Consider the following 16,354-nt stretch of genomic DNA (forward strand, 5'->3'; position numbering starts at 1 on the left):
GCTCGTCGACTCCGGTTCGAGAGGGCTTCCAGTCCTCCGGGCCATGGTGGGCACCACGCCTCAGGAAGGGCAATCGATGAACTCATCCGGCCTGACAGCCGCCCCACTGGTGACCGGGATAGGCGTGGTGGCCCCGACCGGCATCGGCGTGGAGGCACACTGGCAGGCTGTGCTGGCCGGCAAATCGGGGATCGGCCGGATCACGCGGTTCGACCCGGCCGGCTATCCGGTCCGGCTGGCCGGGCAGGTGCCGGGATTCGTGGCCAGGCGCCAGGTTCCGGGCAGACTCATCCCGCAGACCGACCACTGGACCCACATGGGCCTCGCGGCGGCCGAAGCGGCGCTGGCGGACGCCTGTGTGGATGTGGCCGAGTTGCCGGAGTACGAGATGGCGGTCGTCACGGCGAGTTCCTCCGGCGGGACCCAGTTCGGGCAGAACGAGATGCAGCGCCTGTACCGCAACGGTCCTTCGTGGGTCGGGGCGTACCAGTCGATCGCCTGGTTCTATGCCGCGACCACCGGGCAGGTGTCGATCAGGCACGGCATGCGCGGACCTTGCGGTGTGTTGTGCTGCGAACAGGCGGGCGGGCTGGATGCGCTGGGCCAAGCCCGGAGATTGCTTGGTCGCGACGCGAGACTGGTGGTCAGCGGTGGCACTGACGCCTCGTTGTGTCCCTACGGCCTCGTGGCCCAGCTGTCGACGGGCTTGCTCTCCACTGTGGACGACGCGGCCCGCGCCTATGTCCCGTTCGATGTGGACGCTTCCGGCTACCTGCCGGGGGAGGGAGGCGCTGTGCTGATCGTGGAAACCCCGCAGGGTGCGGAAAGCCGAGGCGCGCAGCGCTGCTACGGCGTGATCGCGGGCTACGCGACCGGATTCGACCCGCCGCCGGGCTCGTCCCGCCCTCCGGTGCTGCGCCGCACGATCGAGCGCGCGCTGGCGGACGCGGGGATCGGCCCGTCTGATGTGGACGTCATATTCGCCGATGCGGCCGGGACACCGGCCGGTGACCTGGCTGAAGCGCGGGCGATCAGTGCCGTGTTCGGGCCGTACGCCGTGCCAGTGACCGCGCCGAAGACGTTGACCGGCCGGATGTACGGCGGTGGTGCGGCACTCGATGTGGCGACTGCGCTGCTGGCGTTACGCGATGGCGTCATCCCGCACACGGCCGGGACTGCCCGGCTGGCGCCGGGGTGCGATATCGATCTCGTGTTGGGACAACCGCGCGACTGCAAGCCGCGCATCGCCGTGGTACTCGCTCGCGGTTACGCCGGATTCACCGCGGTACTGGTGCTCCGGCGATCCACTGTGGACTGATCTGATCAGGGAGGCAGGAGATGGATCTCGGTCTGAAAGGCAGGAAGGCGCTGGTCACCGGCGGCACCCGGGGTGTCGGCCGCGGCATCGTGCTGGCGCTGGCCCGGGCCGGTGTCGACGTGATCACGTGCCATCGGCAGACCGGCGAGGTGGCCGACTCGCTCGAACGGGAGCTCAAGGAGATCGGCGGGCAGCATGCGGTGTTGCGTGCCGACCTGGGCGACCCCCAGCAGGCCGCCGGGCTGATGGACGAGTGCGCGAGCCGGTTCGGCCACCTTGACCTGGTGGTGAACAACGCCGCCGCGATCAGCCACATCCCGTACGCCGAACTGCCGCTCGATGAGTGGCAGCGCATCGTCGACATCAACCTGACCGCCGTGCATCTGGTGATCCAGCGGGCGTTGCCGCTGCTGCGCGAAGGCAGTTCGGTGGTGAGCGTCAGCTCGAAGTCCATCGAGGTCGGCATCCCGTTGCGGGCGCACTACACAGCCACCAAGGCGGCGTTGCACGGCCTGAACCGCACGCTGGCCAGGGAGTTCGGCGCGCGGGGCATCCGGTTCAACATCCTGTCGCTCGGCATGATCCACACCGAGGCGGTCGACGCCCTGCCTGCCGAACAGCGTGACCAGATGCTCGAGCGCTACAGCAAGATGATCTCGCTGGGCCGGATGGGAAAGCCGGACGAGGTGGCGGGTGCGGTGCTGTGGCTGGCCAGCGACCTGTCCCGGTACGTCACGGGCGGTGTGGTCCCGGTGGACGGCGGGATCTCGTGATGCCGGTGTTCCGGGTAATGCTCCGGATGCGGATCAAACCGGGGATGGAGCGTGAGTTCGAGCGCGCCTGGCTTCAGATCGGGGACTCGGTCACCTCGCATCCGGCGAACATCGGCCAATGGTTGTCCCGCTCGGCCGAGGAGGACGGGGTCTACTACATCGTCAGTGACTGGGTAGACGAGCCGCGGTTCCGTGAGTTCGAGACCAGCGACCGTCACTTGAACCACCGCAAGAAACTACATCCGTACCGCTCGGACGGGTCGATGGTCACCATGCATGTCGTCGCGCACCTGCCGGGTGTGGCGAGCCCGGAGTCCCACGAGGACTGGGAGGCTGCGCGGTGACCGGCGTGCGAGTCCTGCTCTATCACACCACGCCCGATACCGCGGCCATCGAGGCGGCATACCACCGGACGAGCGAGCATTTGGCCGGGGTTCCCGGTCTGATGGGCAACGAACTGCTGCGATCGGTCGCCGATCCCAGCGGGTTCGTGGTGGTCAGTTCGTGGCACAGCTTGGCGGCGTTCATGGAGTGGGAGCGCGGGCCGGACCACAAACGGCAGACTGCGCCGCTGCGGCCGTTCCGGGACACCACCACAAGCCGGCCGTTCGACGTCTACCAGGTGGCAGCGTCGTACTAGCCAACCGACAACAGAACGGGACAAGATGACCGGCACAGTGGACCGTCCCGCCATTGACGTCGAGTCCATGCTGGACGCGACGGACTGGCTGTCCTGCCCGAAGTGTTCGATTCTGATCTACCGCAGACGTTACGACCGCCTCGCGATGGTGTGCCCAGAGTGCGGCGCGCACGGCAGGCTGACCGCGTCCGAGCGGCTGAGCCAGCTGCTGGACCCCGGCAGTGGCAAGGCGATCGATCCCGCGCCGTCGGTCCGTGACCCGCTCGGCTTCGCTGATCTGGTCAGGTACACCGAGCGGCTGGACAAGGCCGTCGCCCGCACCGGGCTCACGGACGCCGTGCGCGTGGTCCGGGGAACGATCCAGGGCCGGCCAGTTGTCGTGGCAGCGATGGACTTCCAGTTCCTCGGCGGCAGCATGGGGTGCGCGGAAGGCGAGGCGATCACCACGGCGGCAGAAGCGGCACTGTCGGATCAGGTGCCGCTCCTGCTGGTGACGGCGTCCGGCGGTGCGCGTATGCAGGAGGGCGTCCTGTCGCTGATGCAGATGGCCAAGACAAGCAACGCGATGGCCGCGCTTGATGATGCGGGACTGCTCACGATCACGCTGGTGACCGACCCGACTTATGGTGGTGTCGCGGCGTCGTACGCCACCCTGTCGGACGTCGTCATCGCTGAACCCGGTGCCAGAATGGGATTCGCGGGTCCGCGAGTGATCGAACAGACCATTCGCCGGCGGTTGCCCGAGGGGTTTCAGACCGCGGAGTTCCTGCTCGGCCATGGCTTGGTCGACAGCGTCCGGCAAAGGCGGGAACTGCCGCATGTGCTGGGCGTTCTGCTCGGTGCCGGTACGCCGCCCGGGGCCGACTGGGGTGCGGGTGTTCCGGACCGGGTCGTGCGTAGCCCGGGAAAGGTGGTGCCGCAGCCGGTCGAACGGATTGTCGGACTCGCCCGGCACCGCGACCGTCCGACCACAATGGACCACATCGCGACGTGGGTATCGGGTTTCGTCGAGCTGCACGGCGATCGGTCCGGCGGGGAAAGCCTGGCCCTGGTCGGCGGGCTGGCGGATCTGGACGGCCTGCCGGTGATGGTGATCGGCCACCAGAAAGGCCACACCACCGAGGAACTGGTCCATCGGGACTTCGGCATGCCCTCACCGGCCGGCTACCGTAAGGCCGCCAGGCTGCTGCAGCTGGCCGCGAAGCTGCGCATCCCGGTCGTGACGTTGGTCGACACGCCGGGTGCGCATCCCGGCCTGGAAGCCGAACAACAAGGGCAGGCTCATGCGATCGCCGAGTGCCTGCGGGTGATGGGCGGGCTGCCGGTTCCCGTGATCAGCGTGATCACGGGAGAAGGTGGCAGCGGCGGTGCGCTGGCGCTCGCTGTCGCGGACCGTGTGCTGCTATGTGAGAACGCGACCTACTCGGTGATCAGTCCGGAAGGGTGCGCGGCGATCCTGTGGCGAGATCAGCACGCTACGCACGCGGCGGCTGCGGCGCTCAACCTGGACGGTAGGTCGTTGCTGTCACTGGGCGTTGTCGACGGACTGGTGCCGGAGCCCGATGGTGGCGCGCATGTGAATCCGGTCCTGGCGAGCGAATGGGTACGTGACGCCGTGGTGTGTGCCCTTCGGGAGTTGCGTGGCCAGGACGCGGTGCGTCTGGTGGCTGCCAGGAGGCAGCGGTTCCGGCGTTTCGGTACAGGCACATTGGAGACGGAGAGGGCTGGCAGATGACGGAGGATCAGCGGGTCCGTGGGGCCGCCGAGATGGGCTTGTGGGAGGCGGACATCGCCAGGCTGCCTGCTCAGGAGGCGATGGACCTGCTCTGCCAGGGACTCACTGCCGCGGTCCGGGTGGTGCCGGGAGTGCCGAGCCGGGCGAGTGTCCGGTTCGGCCAAGCGAGCATCGAGGTCGAGTGGCCTGCCGTGCCGGCAGCTCCGCATGCCGCTGAAGCCACGTCCACTGACACCGCCGAGCGGCATGCGCTCTGTGCCGCGCTGGTGGGCACCTTCTACCGTGCACTGGAGCCGGGTGCGAAACCATTCGTGCAGGTCGGCGACCTTGTCGAGGCTGGTCAGCAGGTGGCGATCATCGAGGCGATGAAACTGATGAATCCTGTCACCGCGGATGTGCGTGGACGGGTCGTGGAGTTTCTCGCCAATGATGCCGAGCCGGTCGAATACGGCCAGCCGCTGCTGGTGCTGGAACCGGAGGAAGCGCAGTGACCAGCGCTGCGCCGCCGTTCGGCAAAGTGCTGGTGGCCAACCGCGGTGAGATCGCGCTGCGGGTGGTGCGCACGTGCCAGGAGATGGGCATCCGGACGGTTGTCGTGTACTCCACAGCGGACAGTGAGTCGGCGGCGGTCCGTGCTGCGGACGAGGCTGTCCGGATCGGACCCGGTCCGGCCCGGCGCAGCTATCTTTACCCGCCCGCGATCATCGAGGCGGCCAGACGGACCGGTGTGCAGGCGGTGCACCCCGGATACGGCTTCCTGTCGGAGGATCCGGACTTCGCGGAGATCTGTGCCCGCAACGGTCTGGTGTTCGTCGGTGCCCGGCCGGAGGTGATGGCCCAGCTCGGCGACAAGGCGCTGGCCCGGCGGCTGATGGCCGACGCCGGCCTGCCGGTCCTGCCCGGCACGCTGCAACCGGTCAGCACACCCGCGGAGGTGTTCGCGACGGCCAGGCGGATCGGCTACCCGTTGATCATCAAGGCGGTCGCGGGCGGTGGCGGCCGGGGTATGTCGGTGGTACGCCGCCAGGACGAGTTGATGTCCGAACTGCGATCCGCACAAGCAGCGGCCCGGGCGGTGTTCTCCGACGAGCGGGTGTACCTGGAACAGTTCTGGGACAACGCCAAGCACATCGAGGTCCAGGTGCTGGCTGACGAGCACGCAACCGTGGTGTCCCTGGGTGAACGGGACTGCTCGGTACAACGACGTCACCAGAAACTCGTGGAGGAGACGCCTGCGCCAGGGCTGCCGCATGGCCTGGCAGCCCGGCTGGCCGACGCGGCGATTGCCGGAGCCGCCGCAGTGGGATACACGGGCGCGGGCACTGTCGAGTTCGTGGTCCGGGGTGAGGAGTTCGCGTTCATCGAGATGAACTCCCGGATCCAGGTCGAGCACCCGGTGACCGAGGCGGTGACGGGCGTGGACCTGGTCCGGGAGCAGTTCAAGGTCGCAGCGGGCCTGCCGCTGTCGTTCACCCAGGACGACATCCGGTCGCAGGGCGTTGCCCTGGAGTGCAGGATCAACGCCGAGGACCCGGCACGGGATTTCGCGCCGTGCCCGGGTGAGGTGACCGAGTTCGTACCCCCAGGCGGACCGTTCGTGCGCGTGGACACCCACGCGTATGCGGGCTGGCGGGTGCCGCCTGACTACGACTCATTGCTGGCAAAGGTGATCGTCTGGGCGCCGGACCGTGAACAGGCGCTGGCCAGGATGACGCGTGCGCTCGCCGAGTTCCGTATCAGCGGACGCGGGGTGCGTACGACGAGAGCGCTGCTCCAGTCGGTGCTCGCCGACCCGGTGTTCCGCGCGGGGACACACACCACGCAGAGCCGGCCTTGGGATCTCCCGAAGGAGTCGACATGCTGACCGAACACTTGCGTGCGGTTTCGCGGCCGATGGTGGCCGAGATCGTCGCGCACCCATTCTGGGCCGGGCTGCGGGACGGTTCCCTGCCCGCGACGGCGCTCGCGCACTTCGTCACCCAGGACACCGCGCACCTGCTTCCCGCGCTCGGCAGGGCGTTCGCTCGATGTGCTGCGTCCGCAGACGTCAACGCGCACACCAAACGGTTGAGCGAGTGTGCCTACGCCACGCTGGAATCAGCGCCCCGCCTATGGGCCGCTTTCGATGCTCTGGCTGGAAACTTCGACACCGGACCGCTCGACCACGAAGTCCCCGCCAATCCCACGACGCTCGCCTATTGCTCCTTCCTGAACGCGGCCGCGGCCACATCGTTCACTGCGGGCATCGGGGCGGTGCTGCCCATGATGTGGTTCCACATGGATGTGTGCGAGGACCTCGCGCGCCGGTATGTACCCGGCTCGCGGTATGTCGCATGGATCGACGTCTACAACCCTGGCGAGCGGGCCTGGCCCGCAGTGCGGGAATTCCTCCGCATGGTCGACGAGATCGACACGCAGGCTTCGGAGGCGGACCGTGACCAGCTTGTCCGGTCCTTCTCGGCAGCAGCACGCTACGAGTGGGCGTTCGCCGACGGTGCCTCGGCGTAGGTCCGTGGAACAGCCGCCTGCGAGACGCATCGCAGCAGGCTACCGGTGAAGGTCGTGACGAACCCGTCGATCGTGCCGGTGTCCCGTGGACTGTTCAGGTATGGCTTGAGTTTCCGCTCGACCTCCTGCACACCGGGCTGGCGCGCCATGTGGGCGGCGATCGCGGTGAGGTCGCCTTCGTACTCGATCACGCGTACCAGCAAGCAATCCCTGAGGAACACCGCGGTGGCCAGGATGCGCCCTGCCTCCTGACCGGCCGCGCCGGGCACCGACGACGACCGGACTCGCTGGAAACTGCCGAAGATCTCGGCGAGCGCGTCCTCGTGACCGGGCTTGACGTCGTAGGTGACGGCTGCGAAGGGCATGCTGATCCTCTCTTGTGACGGCACTATCCCGGCACGCCGGCACCGAGCAACAGCTCGGGCACCAGCGCCGCGGGTGGGGGACTGGCCTGCATCTCCTGCTGTATCCGGACTGCGGCGGCCCGGTGCGGGCCGTCGCAGTCGCTGAGACGCACGACCTCGGACCGCAGCCGATCCGGTGAAAGTTCGTCCACAGTGAGCACTTCGCCCGCACCGCTGGCCAATACCTGTGCTGAATGTCCTATGTGGTCAGGAAGTTGCGGGACGAGCAACAGCGGAATGCCGTGGTGCAGCGTGGTCAGCGTGCTGCCGGCTCCGCCGTGTGCGATAACCAGGTCGCAGCCGGGCAGCAGGTGGTGCAGCGGTGCGTCGACGAGCATGTGCACATCGGGCGGCACCGGACCCAGCAACTGGCGCTGGTCGGCGGATACCGCTGCGATGACTTCCACGCCGAGTTCACTGATCGCGGCGACCACAGATGGCAGCAGGAATCTGGTGGGGTCCACACTGGCAATAGTGTGTCCCCATGTGACACAGACCCGTGTCCGGGTCTTGGGCAGCTGGGCAGGAACGGCTCCAGGCCCGTTGAAAGGTATGTAGCGCATGGAAAAGCGCGGATAGTCCGCAGGTAGCCGCAGGGGAGCAGGGGTCGGATCGATGGTGACCACGCCGAACGGGTCGAACGCTCCCGCCCGGTACTTCTCGGCGAGTGGCGCGAGCGCGTCGGGCAACACTGCTTTGGCTCGCGACAACAGGTCAGGGCCGTAGGTCTGACGGACTGCCGGGATACCGACTGCCGCAGCGGCAATCGGTCCCGCCAATGCGGTCGGTTCGAACACGATGACGTCCGCTCGCCACTGTTTCGCCACGTCGATCAGGCCGCTCGTCATGGACTCCGCGTGTGCAAGCAACATCTGCAGGGCACGGGGTCCCTTGGCCGGCGGGCCGGAGCGGGGTAGCAGGTAGCCACGCACCATGCCGGCGGCATCGACGTCCTGGCCGACGGCGACTGCGGGCAGGCCGGTCGCGACGATCTCGTCGACCAGGCCGCGCTGGCTCGCGACCAGCACGTCGTGGCCCGCCGCCCGGCAGGCCCACGCCAGCGGCACCAACGCGTAGAGATGTGATCGCCAGGCCCAGGTCGTGAAGAGAACCCGCATGTCCGGATCGACCTCCTGTGCGGCAACGCGATCACATCTGGCCGGATGGCGTCACCCATCATCGTGAGACCGGCTCGTGGCCGGCTCGAAGACCGCTCCACCCGCCCGGCTGCTGCGATGGGATCGGTACCGGGAGAGGGTCGTCGCCTATCCCGTCCGTGTCCGCGGCCAGCCTGCGTCCGACCGCCCGCAGGCTGGGCAGGAAGCGGTAGTTCAGCGCTCCTTCGTCACCGGTGACCACCTCGACCAGACGGAACTCCACCAGGTCGTCCAACAGACATTCCGCCTGCTGCTCGGGAATGCCAAGGGCCTGTGTGGCCCGCGCCAGCGAGATCGATCCCACGTCCAATGTGGTCAGTAACCGGAAGGCGGCCCGCACCGCAGGGGGAGCCAGCCGATAGGTCCGCTCGACGCTGGCATACAGGTTCAGCTTGTCGGGAGTGGGTGCGGGCGGGCGCACGGACTCGGCCCTGATCCTCCGGGCGAGCTTGGCCAGCGGCCAGTGCGGGCGGCCCCGCAGCCGGGTGGCGGCCGCGTGCAACGCGACGGGAAGCCCGTCACAGAGCCTCACCAGCTCTCGTACCGCGTCCTCGTCCTTGCTGACCCGGTGTTCGCCGAGCACGTCGGTGAGCAACTCGATGCCTTGCTTGACGGTCAACGGACTCAGCTCCACCGTCGCGGTGACCGTCGGGGCGGAGAGCCTCCGCCGGCCGGCCACCAGCAGGCCACAGTCCCCACTGGACGGAACGAGCGGCAGCAGCTGGCTGACACTCATCACGTCGTCGAGCATGACCAGCACTCGCCGGTCGGCGGTCCACGACCAGAACATCCTGCTGCGTTCGGCGGTCGACGCGGGAATCCGCTGATCCGGGGTCCCGACCGAACGCAGGAACTCGGCCAGCACGTCGCCGGGTGACACAGGGTTGTTGTCGGCGTCGAGAAGGCTGGCGTACAGCTGGCCGTCCGGATATCCGGCACTGGCCTCATGGGCGACACGTGTGCACAGCGCGGACTTGCCGCTGCCCGGCGGGCCCACGACGACCACGACCTGAGGGGCATGGCGTGGTCCTCCCGCCAAGGCGTCGAGCGCCGCGGTGACCTCGGAGTGCCTGCCGACCAGCGTCGGCCCTTCCGGCGGGAGTTGCCGCAACATGTCGCACTGGGCGGTGGTGCGTACGTTCAGCTTGGGGGACGGCGGGTCGAGGCTTCGGTCCGCGGCCAGCACGGCGCGGTGCATGCGCTGCAGATCGCTCGACGGATCGAGGCCGAGTTCGGTGGCCAGTGCGGTCCGGGTGCGCTGGTAGACGTTGAGTGCCTCGGAGCGCCTGCCCGCGCGGTGCAGTGCGAGCATCAGCTTGGCCTGGAAGCCTTCGTGCGTCGGCTGCTGGGCGACCAGCCGGGTCAGCTCGCCGAGCAGTTCGTGGTGACGCCCCAGTTGGAGATCGGTCTCGATCCGCCACTCCAGCGCGTTCTTGTGCATCTCCTCCAGGCGCAGGATTTCCGCCTGCAGCGCGGGTCCGGTGCTGACGTCGACGAGTGCCGGGCCGCGCCAGATGCGCAGTGCGGCCGACAACGTCCGGGCCGCTGCTCTGACGTCACCGGACTCCAGTTCGGTCCGGCCGCGTGCGGCCAGCCGTTCGAATCGCAGGAAGTCGAGCTGGTCTGCGGGCAGTGACAGGACGTATCCGTAGGGAGAGGTGCGCAGAGCAGCCACTGTGGACGAACGGTCGGCGCGGTGTTCGGTCCCGGCGGTGAGTTTGAGCAGTTTGCGAAGCTGGTAGATGTAGGTCTGCAGGGTGGTGGTGACACTGGTCGGCGGGTTGTCCTCCCATAGTTCCTCGATGATCTGATCAGTACGGACGACGCTGTGCGACTGGACCGCGAGCAGGCTGAGGACCGTCCGGAGTTTCGGCGCGGAAGGGTTGCTCAGCACGCCGTCGCGGAAAACCTCCAGAGGACCCAGCACATTGATCTCCAACACCGCACGCTCCTCGGCTCAAAGGCTTATGTTGCGTTCGGACGTCGCCGTCGACGTCTATGTGAACGGGCACTCCACAGCGGCAGGTTTGGACGCGGGCTTCGCGGAAAGCAACCGTCGAACCCCTGCGTGGATCCGCAGCAATGGAGCCTGTCCGGCTATGGGTCCCCAGTCAAAGTAACAAGCATCCTTGAGTGACTCTGGGAAACCGGTGGAGGATTACTGGAATGCCGGTGGAGAACGGGCCACCTGGCTGGCGCTATCCACTATTCGGGATACGTTGATCGTTCGTTTCCGCAACAGTGAGAGACACCAGAAAGGCCGCGGCGGCCGTGATGACGGTCATCCATAGTGCCAGCTGGTAAACAGCGGGCGACGAGGGATCTCCACCCGGGCTCGCGGCAATGATCTGGGACGCGCTCGTGATGCCCAGCGACGCGCCGATGGCGAAGGCGGTCGAGTTGACGCCAGGTAACACCGCGAGGTTCCGGTCAGGCGCGAGAAGCACGCTCAGGCCGTTGATCGCGGTCAGAGCCATGGCGCTGAACAGGCCGAACACGGCGACCAACGTGACAACGAGCCATTGCGTTGCGTAGCCGTATGCCAGCACCGCCACGACAGGCACACTGCAGGCCAGCGCGAAACGCAGGACACGGTGCCAGCCGATGCGGCCCGCCAAGTGCCCGGCGATGGGCGAGAAGACCAGGTTGACCGCCGCGACCGGGACGATGAACAGCAACGCCGTCGTCATCGCTGTATTGCCGTACCCGTGGACGCGATCCTGGCTCAGGACGGGAACGGTGTAGTTGAGCACGCTCAGCAGGCCGGCCATGATCAACGCCGATGTCGCCAGCACCGGCCACGCCTGCCGCGAGCGCAGATACCCCGTCGGGACAAGCGGTGCGTCGGTGCGTCTCTCCACCCACCAGAAGGCTGCGAACAGCGCCACGCCGACGGCGATGACCAAGCCCGCGGTCAGGAAACCCGCATCGCCCGCGAGGCCGGCGCCGATCTGGACGACGGTCAGGCTCAGGCACAGCAGGACCAGCCCGGCACGATCCAGCCGTCCGGCGGTCGCCCTGGGCAGTTCCGGCAGCGTTCTGGCGGTCACGAACATGGCGGTCACCGCGACCAGGAACATGAACGCCAGCACCGCGCGGAATCCGTAGTTGTCGGTCAGCCAACCGCCGATGAGCCCGTCGACCCCGGTGGATCCGGCGTACGCGGCCGAGACGATGCCCATCGCCCATCCGAACTTCCCGGCCGGCACCGTTTCCTGCAGGACACGCAGGACAAGCGGGAAGAGCCCGCCGGACGCGCCCTGCAGCACCCGCCCGGCGAACAGCACATCGATGGTGGGTGCGACCGCGGCTACGACGATACCCACGCACGTCACGGCCAGAACGAGAAGAACCAGCCTGCGCCGGTCGGTGAAGTCGCTGTATCCGGCGAGCGCGACCGCGGCGAGACCGGCGGCCAGGAAATAGAAAGCCTGAGTCAGTCCGATCGACTCCGTACTGGTACCGATTCTCCTGGCCATGTCCGGTATGGATGCAATGAGCATCGCGTTGCACAATTGGACGACGATGACAACCAGCACGAGCGCCGTGAGCAGGCCGGTGACATTCCTGATCTTCGACGGCAGGTTCGGATTTGTCACGTTCGTGTCCCCCCGATCGACCGTGGAACCCCGGGAATTCGGGAAACACTCACACTAGCGGGTCGGGCCGGAGGCGTGAAGGATCAGGCGATTGCTACGTACTCTTGCACATTCCGGCGTCGATCAGATACTCCGCACCGACCACACTGGGGATCCGATCGGAGGCCAGCAAAACCACCAGTGCGGCGACTTCCCCGGTTTCGATCATTCTTCCGGTCGCCATGCCCATTGCCTTGGGCACCTGGGCGACGAATTCGGCGGGCGCCATTCCGGTCACCTCGGCCAGTGCCGCGCTGGTCCAGACGCGGGTGCGGACCGGGCCGGGGGAGATGGTGTTGACACGCACGCCGCGCGGGCCGAACTCCTGCGCGAGCGCCTTGCCGAGATTGACCAGCGCGGCCTTGGCCGCCGAGTAGTGGGCCAGCTTCACCTCGGCCTGCCGCGCGTTCACCGAGCCGATGTTCACGATCGTGCCCTTCCGCCCGATGAGGGAAGGCAATGCGGCGCGGGTCGCGCGGATCGTGCTGAAGAAGTTGAGATCCAGCGCGCGCTGCCAGGTTTCGTCGTCCACGTCAAGGAAACCCGATGACATCCGGATCCCGCCGCCGACGTTGTTCACCAGGATGTCCAGGCCGCCGAACAGCTCCAGCGCGTGCCCGACCAGCTCGGCCGGCCCATCCGGTGTGGCCAGGTCGACTCGCATGGTGTGCGGGGTGATCGCGAGCAGCTCGGCACCGACTGTCCTGGCCCCGCCGAGTACCTGTGCACCTTCGGCGGTCAGTGCCCGCACGACGGCCAGGCCGATCCCGTCGCCGGCCCCGGTGACAACCGCCTTCCGCCCGGCCAAGCCGAGTTCCATGGGAATCCTCCGGTACGTCTCAAGGTTCTAGCGGCTCCGGCCGCTGAGGAACCGGCCAGTCGGACTGCTGTCCGCGACTGTGACCGTGTCGGCGATGTCGCGTGCGGCCTCTTCGGGCGGGCGGGTCACGGCCGGCATCATCCTGGTGCGGGCCCGTCCGGGGTTGACCGCGTTCACCAGGACGCCGGATCCCGCGGTCTGGGCCGCCGTCATCGTCATCAGCCCGTTCAAGGCCGCCTTGGAGACCGAATAGCCAGGTGCACCGGCGAACAGGCTTCCCCCGAACTCCGCCGTGGTCCCGCTGGAGACGAAAACCACACGGCCCCAGCCTCTTCGCACCATGTCAGGCACGAACGCCTGGGCCAGGCGCCATGCGCCGAGCAAGTTCACCGCCAGGGTACGGTCGACGAGATCCAGCGGCACGGATAGCGGATCGGTCCCCGCGTCCAACAGGACACCGGCATTGCACACCAAGATGTCCACGCGACCGACTGCGGTGCACGCGGATCGGACGCTGTCGGAGTCGGTGACATCCAGCGCACAGGAACGTACATCGGGCCCGATCTCCGCGGCGGTCGCGGCCGCGGCGTGGCCGTCCCTGGCTGTCACCACGATGTCCAGTCCGCGGCGGTACAGCTCGAAACCGACCGCACGGCCGATTCCCCTGTTGGCTCCGGTGATGAGGGCGGTGCGCCGGCCGGTCATGACAGCCTCCTGGAAGGCCTGGAAGGTTCAGTGGTCGTCCTCGACCCGGATGGACTTGGTGGGACAGCCCCGGGCGGCCCGCCGCACGAGTTCGTGCAGCCGGGCGGGCGGGTTCGCGTCGAGCACGATGACGTGGCCTTCCTCGTCCTGGTCGAAAACCTCGGGCACGCGGTAGACGCACAGGCTGCTCACCACGCAGCTTGTGCTGTTGGCACTGACACGCATGTGTGCTCACCTCGAAAGTCGTGTTCCACACACCCTGCCGTGGCCCACTCGTAGCCGGCTTGAGCGAATATCCACGGCCTGCTGGCATGTTCACGCCATGACCTCGAACCTCGACAGCCGTGATCCGGCCACCGCCGCGGGAATCCTGCGGCTGGGCAACGCCTTCTGCGAGTCGCAGGTCCTGCTGACCGCGGCCGAACTGGGCGTTTTCTCCGTACTGCACGAAAATCCGGCAACAGAGCAGGAGCTTCGGGCCAGGCTGGGGCTCAGCGGCCGTGGCCTGCGGGACTTTCTCCGGCTGCTGGTCGAGTTCGGCCTGCTGGGCGAGAGCGGCGGCCGCTACCACAACCGGCCGGCTGCCGAGAAGTTTCTGGTTCGTGGCAAGCAGGATTATCTCGGTGGCCTGCTGCAGGGCCTACGGGCGGCCATCTATCCAGCCTGGGGCGGGCTGGCCGAGACATTGCGCTCGGGCCGACCACAGTCGTCCGGCGCGAGTTTCGCCGCGATGCTGACGGATCCGGCCGCGCTCGACCGGTACGCGCGGCAGATGGACGGCGTGCTGGGGGTGGTCGGCCCGCTGCTGGTCGACGCGGTGGACTGGTCGGCCTGCCACGAGGTGCTCGATGTGGGAGGCTGCCGGGGCGGCTTGATGGGCCGCCTGATCGCGGCCCGCCCGCGACTGTCCGGGAACGTGTTCGATTTGCCCGAGCTGGAGCCGCTTTTCCACGCGCACATGGCCGAGATAGGGCTGACCGGGAAGGTACGGTTCCATGCGGGTGACTTCTTCCGCGACCCGTTGCCGCCCGCGGATGTGCTGATCCTCGGGCACGTCCTGCACAACTGGGCCGGCAAGGATCGGGAAATGCTGGTGCGAAAGGCGTTCACGGCCGTCAACCCGGGTGGCGTGTTGCTGGTGCACGACCGGATGCTGGACGACAATCTGTCGCGTGTGGACAATCTGCTCGCCAGTCTGATGATGGTGCTGATGACCGACGAGGGCTGCGAGTACCCTGTCGCCGAGCTGACCGGAATTGCCCGCGCGGCGGGATTCTCCGGTATCCATCACCAGCCGCTCGGCGACAACGAGATGCTGGTGTTCTGTCATAAGCCGCCGTCGTGACGTCGTTCGGCTGCCGGCAGCGTCCAGGAGTGCTGCTCGCGTTCGCGTAGCCGTTCGTCGGCGGTGTGCTCGACCCGGTTCATGGCCAGTCTCAGCAGCGGCGGCGCCATCACCGAGGTGATGACCGCGACCAGCAGGATGATCGTGTACGTCGCGGCGTTCAGGATTCCCAGGCGCAGCCCTGCCATGGCGACAACGACCTCGACCACGCCACGCGAGTTCATTCCAGCGCCCAGCGCCAAACCCTCCCAGGCATTCAGTCCGCTGCCGCGCGCCCCGAGGTAGGCGCCGGCGAACTTGCCGAGGATCGCGACCGCCAGGACGATCACCGCGGCGAGCGCGACACCCGGAACGGCCAGCGCGGTGAGATCCATCCGCAGCCCGGCCGAGGCGAGAAAGATCGGCGCCAGGACCCCGAGTACGACGACCCGCAGTGCGGCCAGCCGCCTGGCCTGTGCCGGTCCGATCACCAGACCTGCGAGGAACGCGCCGAAGATCGGGTCCATGCCCAGCGCGTGGGTGGCGGCGGCGCTGAGAAGGATCACGACCACGGTGAGCGCGACCGTGGGCCCGGGATCGTCCACTCGGGACGTCAGGCGGAGCAGCGGGCGTACCGCGTGCCGGATCACCAGCAGCATCAGCAGAACAAACGCGATGAGGATGAAAACGGACAGAGCGACACGGTCGGCCCGCAGCCCGGTCGTGGCCATCGCCGAGACCACCGACAGCAACAACCACCCCACCGCGTCGTCGACCATCCCGGCGGCGATCGTCAACTGCCCGATCTCGCGATGCAGCAAATTCATGTCAGTCAACGTCTTCACGATCACCGGTAGCGCGGTGACGCACATCGCGACACCGAGGAACAACGCGAACACGAGGCTCCCGCCGCCTGCCCGCAGCGACACAGGCAGCAGAAAGCCCAGCCCGATTCCCAGCCCCAGCGGGATCACCAGACCGGCCAGGCTGACCCTGGCCGCGGTGGGTGCACGCCTGCGCAGCAACCGGGTGTCCATCTGTGCCCCGGCGATACCGACCAGAAGCAGCACACCCAGTTGCCCGACCCCGTCCAGCAGATGCGCCTGGCTCGGCGCGACCGGCAGCAGCCACCCGGTGAAGCCTGGCGCGAGATGCCCGAGCAGTGACGGCCCAAGCAGCACGCCTGTCAGCAGTTCACCCACGATCGACGGCATGCCCAGGCGTGTGGCCAGCCGCCCAAGACACAACGCGAGCAGGAGCAATACCGCCAGCTGCAGCAGGAACACGAGCAGGGCGTGTGCGGGCAGCGGTGGGGACACAGGCATGACCCCG

General features: G+C 67.7%; 17 protein-coding genes. 9 read left to right on the plus strand and 8 right to left on the minus strand.

Features of this window, described 5'->3' with window-relative positions; all coding sequences use genetic code 11:
- Positions 1-76 precede the first annotated feature (76 nt).
- Genes JOF56_RS37855 through JOF56_RS37890 form a run of 8 tightly spaced genes read left to right on the plus strand, consistent with a single transcriptional unit; the run spans position 77 to position 6,974 of the window.
- Positions 77-1,318: a ketosynthase chain-length factor gene (locus JOF56_RS37855; protein ID WP_209644228.1), complete on the plus strand. Its 1,242-nt coding sequence runs from the start codon at positions 77-79 to the stop codon at positions 1,316-1,318.
- A 20-nt stretch (positions 1,319-1,338) separates the two neighbouring features.
- Positions 1,339-2,091 carry an SDR family NAD(P)-dependent oxidoreductase gene (locus JOF56_RS37860; protein ID WP_209644229.1) on the plus strand — a complete coding sequence of 251 codons (753 nt, stop codon included), beginning with the start codon at positions 1,339-1,341 and terminating at the stop codon, positions 2,089-2,091.
- A complete protein-coding gene (locus JOF56_RS37865; protein ID WP_209644230.1) occupies positions 2,091-2,435 on the plus strand; it encodes an antibiotic biosynthesis monooxygenase family protein in 345 nt (114 codons plus the stop codon). The genes JOF56_RS37860 and JOF56_RS37865 overlap by 1 nt, the downstream gene beginning before the upstream one ends.
- The gene (locus JOF56_RS37870; protein WP_209644231.1) at positions 2,432-2,731 is read left to right on the plus strand and encodes an antibiotic biosynthesis monooxygenase family protein; all 300 of its coding nucleotides are present in this window, start codon (positions 2,432-2,434) and stop codon (positions 2,729-2,731) included. Before JOF56_RS37865 ends, JOF56_RS37870 begins: the two co-directional genes overlap by 4 nt.
- A gap of 25 nt (positions 2,732-2,756) precedes the next feature.
- Complete coding sequence (accD, locus tag JOF56_RS37875) at positions 2,757-4,466, plus strand: acetyl-CoA carboxylase, carboxyltransferase subunit beta (protein ID WP_209644232.1); 1,710 nt, start codon at positions 2,757-2,759, stop codon at positions 4,464-4,466.
- Positions 4,463-4,957, plus strand: a complete 495-nt coding sequence (locus JOF56_RS37880) for an acetyl-CoA carboxylase biotin carboxyl carrier protein (RefSeq protein WP_245378540.1) — start codon at positions 4,463-4,465, stop codon at positions 4,955-4,957. The genes accD and JOF56_RS37880 overlap by 4 nt, the downstream gene beginning before the upstream one ends.
- Complete coding sequence (locus JOF56_RS37885) at positions 4,954-6,330, plus strand: acetyl-CoA carboxylase biotin carboxylase subunit (protein WP_209644233.1); 1,377 nt, start codon at positions 4,954-4,956, stop codon at positions 6,328-6,330. The genes JOF56_RS37880 and JOF56_RS37885 overlap by 4 nt, the downstream gene beginning before the upstream one ends.
- Positions 6,324-6,974 carry a TenA family protein gene (locus JOF56_RS37890; RefSeq protein ID WP_209644234.1) on the plus strand — a complete coding sequence of 217 codons (651 nt, stop codon included), beginning with the start codon at positions 6,324-6,326 and terminating at the stop codon, positions 6,972-6,974. The genes JOF56_RS37885 and JOF56_RS37890 overlap by 7 nt, the downstream gene beginning before the upstream one ends.
- On the opposite strand, the gene JOF56_RS37895 is transcribed toward JOF56_RS37890, so the two are convergent.
- From JOF56_RS37895 to JOF56_RS37925, 7 genes are all read right to left on the minus strand, one after another.
- Positions 6,938-7,339 carry a SchA/CurD-like domain-containing protein gene (locus JOF56_RS37895; protein WP_209644235.1) on the minus strand — a complete coding sequence of 134 codons (402 nt, stop codon included), beginning with the start codon at positions 7,337-7,339 and terminating at the stop codon, positions 6,938-6,940. The genes JOF56_RS37890 and JOF56_RS37895 overlap by 37 nt on opposite strands.
- Positions 7,340-7,362: 23 nt before the next feature.
- Positions 7,363-8,496, minus strand: coding sequence for a nucleotide disphospho-sugar-binding domain-containing protein (locus JOF56_RS37900; RefSeq protein WP_209644236.1), 1,134 nt, complete (start codon positions 8,494-8,496; stop codon positions 7,363-7,365).
- Positions 8,497-8,554: 58 nt separating this feature from the next.
- On the minus strand, positions 8,555-10,477 hold the full coding sequence (locus tag JOF56_RS37905) for an AfsR/SARP family transcriptional regulator (RefSeq protein ID WP_209644237.1): 1,923 nt from the start codon (positions 10,475-10,477) through the stop codon (positions 8,555-8,557).
- Between the two features lie 256 nt (positions 10,478-10,733).
- Entirely contained in the window at positions 10,734-12,134 is a 1,401-nt protein-coding gene (locus JOF56_RS37910) for an MFS transporter (protein ID WP_209644238.1), read from the minus strand.
- Positions 12,135-12,228: 94 nt separating this feature from the next.
- Positions 12,229-12,993, minus strand: a complete 765-nt coding sequence (locus JOF56_RS37915) for an SDR family NAD(P)-dependent oxidoreductase (protein WP_209644239.1) — start codon at positions 12,991-12,993, stop codon at positions 12,229-12,231.
- Positions 12,994-13,020: 27 nt separating this feature from the next.
- A complete protein-coding gene (locus tag JOF56_RS37920; protein ID WP_209644240.1) occupies positions 13,021-13,698 on the minus strand; it encodes an SDR family NAD(P)-dependent oxidoreductase in 678 nt (225 codons plus the stop codon).
- Between the two features lie 27 nt (positions 13,699-13,725).
- Positions 13,726-13,923: a ferredoxin gene (locus JOF56_RS37925; protein ID WP_209644241.1), complete on the minus strand. Its 198-nt coding sequence runs from the start codon at positions 13,921-13,923 to the stop codon at positions 13,726-13,728.
- Positions 13,924-14,020: 97 nt separating this feature from the next.
- On the opposite strand from JOF56_RS37925, the gene JOF56_RS37930 reads away from it, so the two are divergent.
- Positions 14,021-15,043, plus strand: coding sequence for a methyltransferase (locus JOF56_RS37930; protein WP_209644242.1), 1,023 nt, complete (start codon positions 14,021-14,023; stop codon positions 15,041-15,043).
- Here JOF56_RS37930 and JOF56_RS37935 read toward each other — a convergent pair.
- A complete protein-coding gene (locus tag JOF56_RS37935; protein ID WP_209644243.1) occupies positions 15,025-16,347 on the minus strand; it encodes a cation:proton antiporter in 1,323 nt (440 codons plus the stop codon). The two genes, JOF56_RS37930 and JOF56_RS37935, sit on opposite strands and share 19 nt — an antisense overlap.
- Between the last annotated feature and the right edge of the window lie 7 nt (positions 16,348-16,354).

The organism is Kibdelosporangium banguiense, from assembly GCF_017876405.1.
GTDB lineage: Bacteria > Actinomycetota > Actinomycetes > Mycobacteriales > Pseudonocardiaceae > Kibdelosporangium > Kibdelosporangium banguiense.

Excerpts from the sequence above, each read along its gene's own strand:
- JOF56_RS37895 (WP_209644235.1), bottom strand. The coding sequence starts at position 7,339 with ATGCCCTTCGCAGCCGTCACCTACGACGTCAAGCCCGGTCACGAGGAC.
- JOF56_RS37890 (WP_209644234.1), top strand. The coding sequence starts at position 6,324 with ATGCTGACCGAACACTTGCGTGCGGTTTCGCGGCCGATGGTGGCCGAG.
- JOF56_RS37900 (WP_209644236.1), bottom strand. The coding sequence starts at position 8,496 with ATGCGGGTTCTCTTCACGACCTGGGCCTGGCGATCACATCTCTACGCG.
- JOF56_RS37930 (WP_209644242.1), top strand. The coding sequence starts at position 14,021 with ATGACCTCGAACCTCGACAGCCGTGATCCGGCCACCGCCGCGGGAATC.
- JOF56_RS37880 (WP_245378540.1), top strand. The coding sequence starts at position 4,463 with ATGACGGAGGATCAGCGGGTCCGTGGGGCCGCCGAGATGGGCTTGTGG.
- accD (WP_209644232.1), top strand. The coding sequence starts at position 2,757 with ATGACCGGCACAGTGGACCGTCCCGCCATTGACGTCGAGTCCATGCTG.
- JOF56_RS37920 (WP_209644240.1), bottom strand. The coding sequence starts at position 13,698 with ATGACCGGCCGGCGCACCGCCCTCATCACCGGAGCCAACAGGGGAATC.
- JOF56_RS37915 (WP_209644239.1), bottom strand. The coding sequence starts at position 12,993 with ATGGAACTCGGCTTGGCCGGGCGGAAGGCGGTTGTCACCGGGGCCGGC.
- JOF56_RS37860 (WP_209644229.1), top strand. The coding sequence starts at position 1,339 with ATGGATCTCGGTCTGAAAGGCAGGAAGGCGCTGGTCACCGGCGGCACC.
- JOF56_RS37925 (WP_209644241.1), bottom strand. The coding sequence starts at position 13,923 with ATGCGTGTCAGTGCCAACAGCACAAGCTGCGTGGTGAGCAGCCTGTGC.
- JOF56_RS37855 (WP_209644228.1), top strand. The coding sequence starts at position 77 with ATGAACTCATCCGGCCTGACAGCCGCCCCACTGGTGACCGGGATAGGC.
- JOF56_RS37865 (WP_209644230.1), top strand. The coding sequence starts at position 2,091 with ATGCCGGTGTTCCGGGTAATGCTCCGGATGCGGATCAAACCGGGGATG.
- JOF56_RS37935 (WP_209644243.1), bottom strand. The coding sequence starts at position 16,347 with ATGCCTGTGTCCCCACCGCTGCCCGCACACGCCCTGCTCGTGTTCCTG.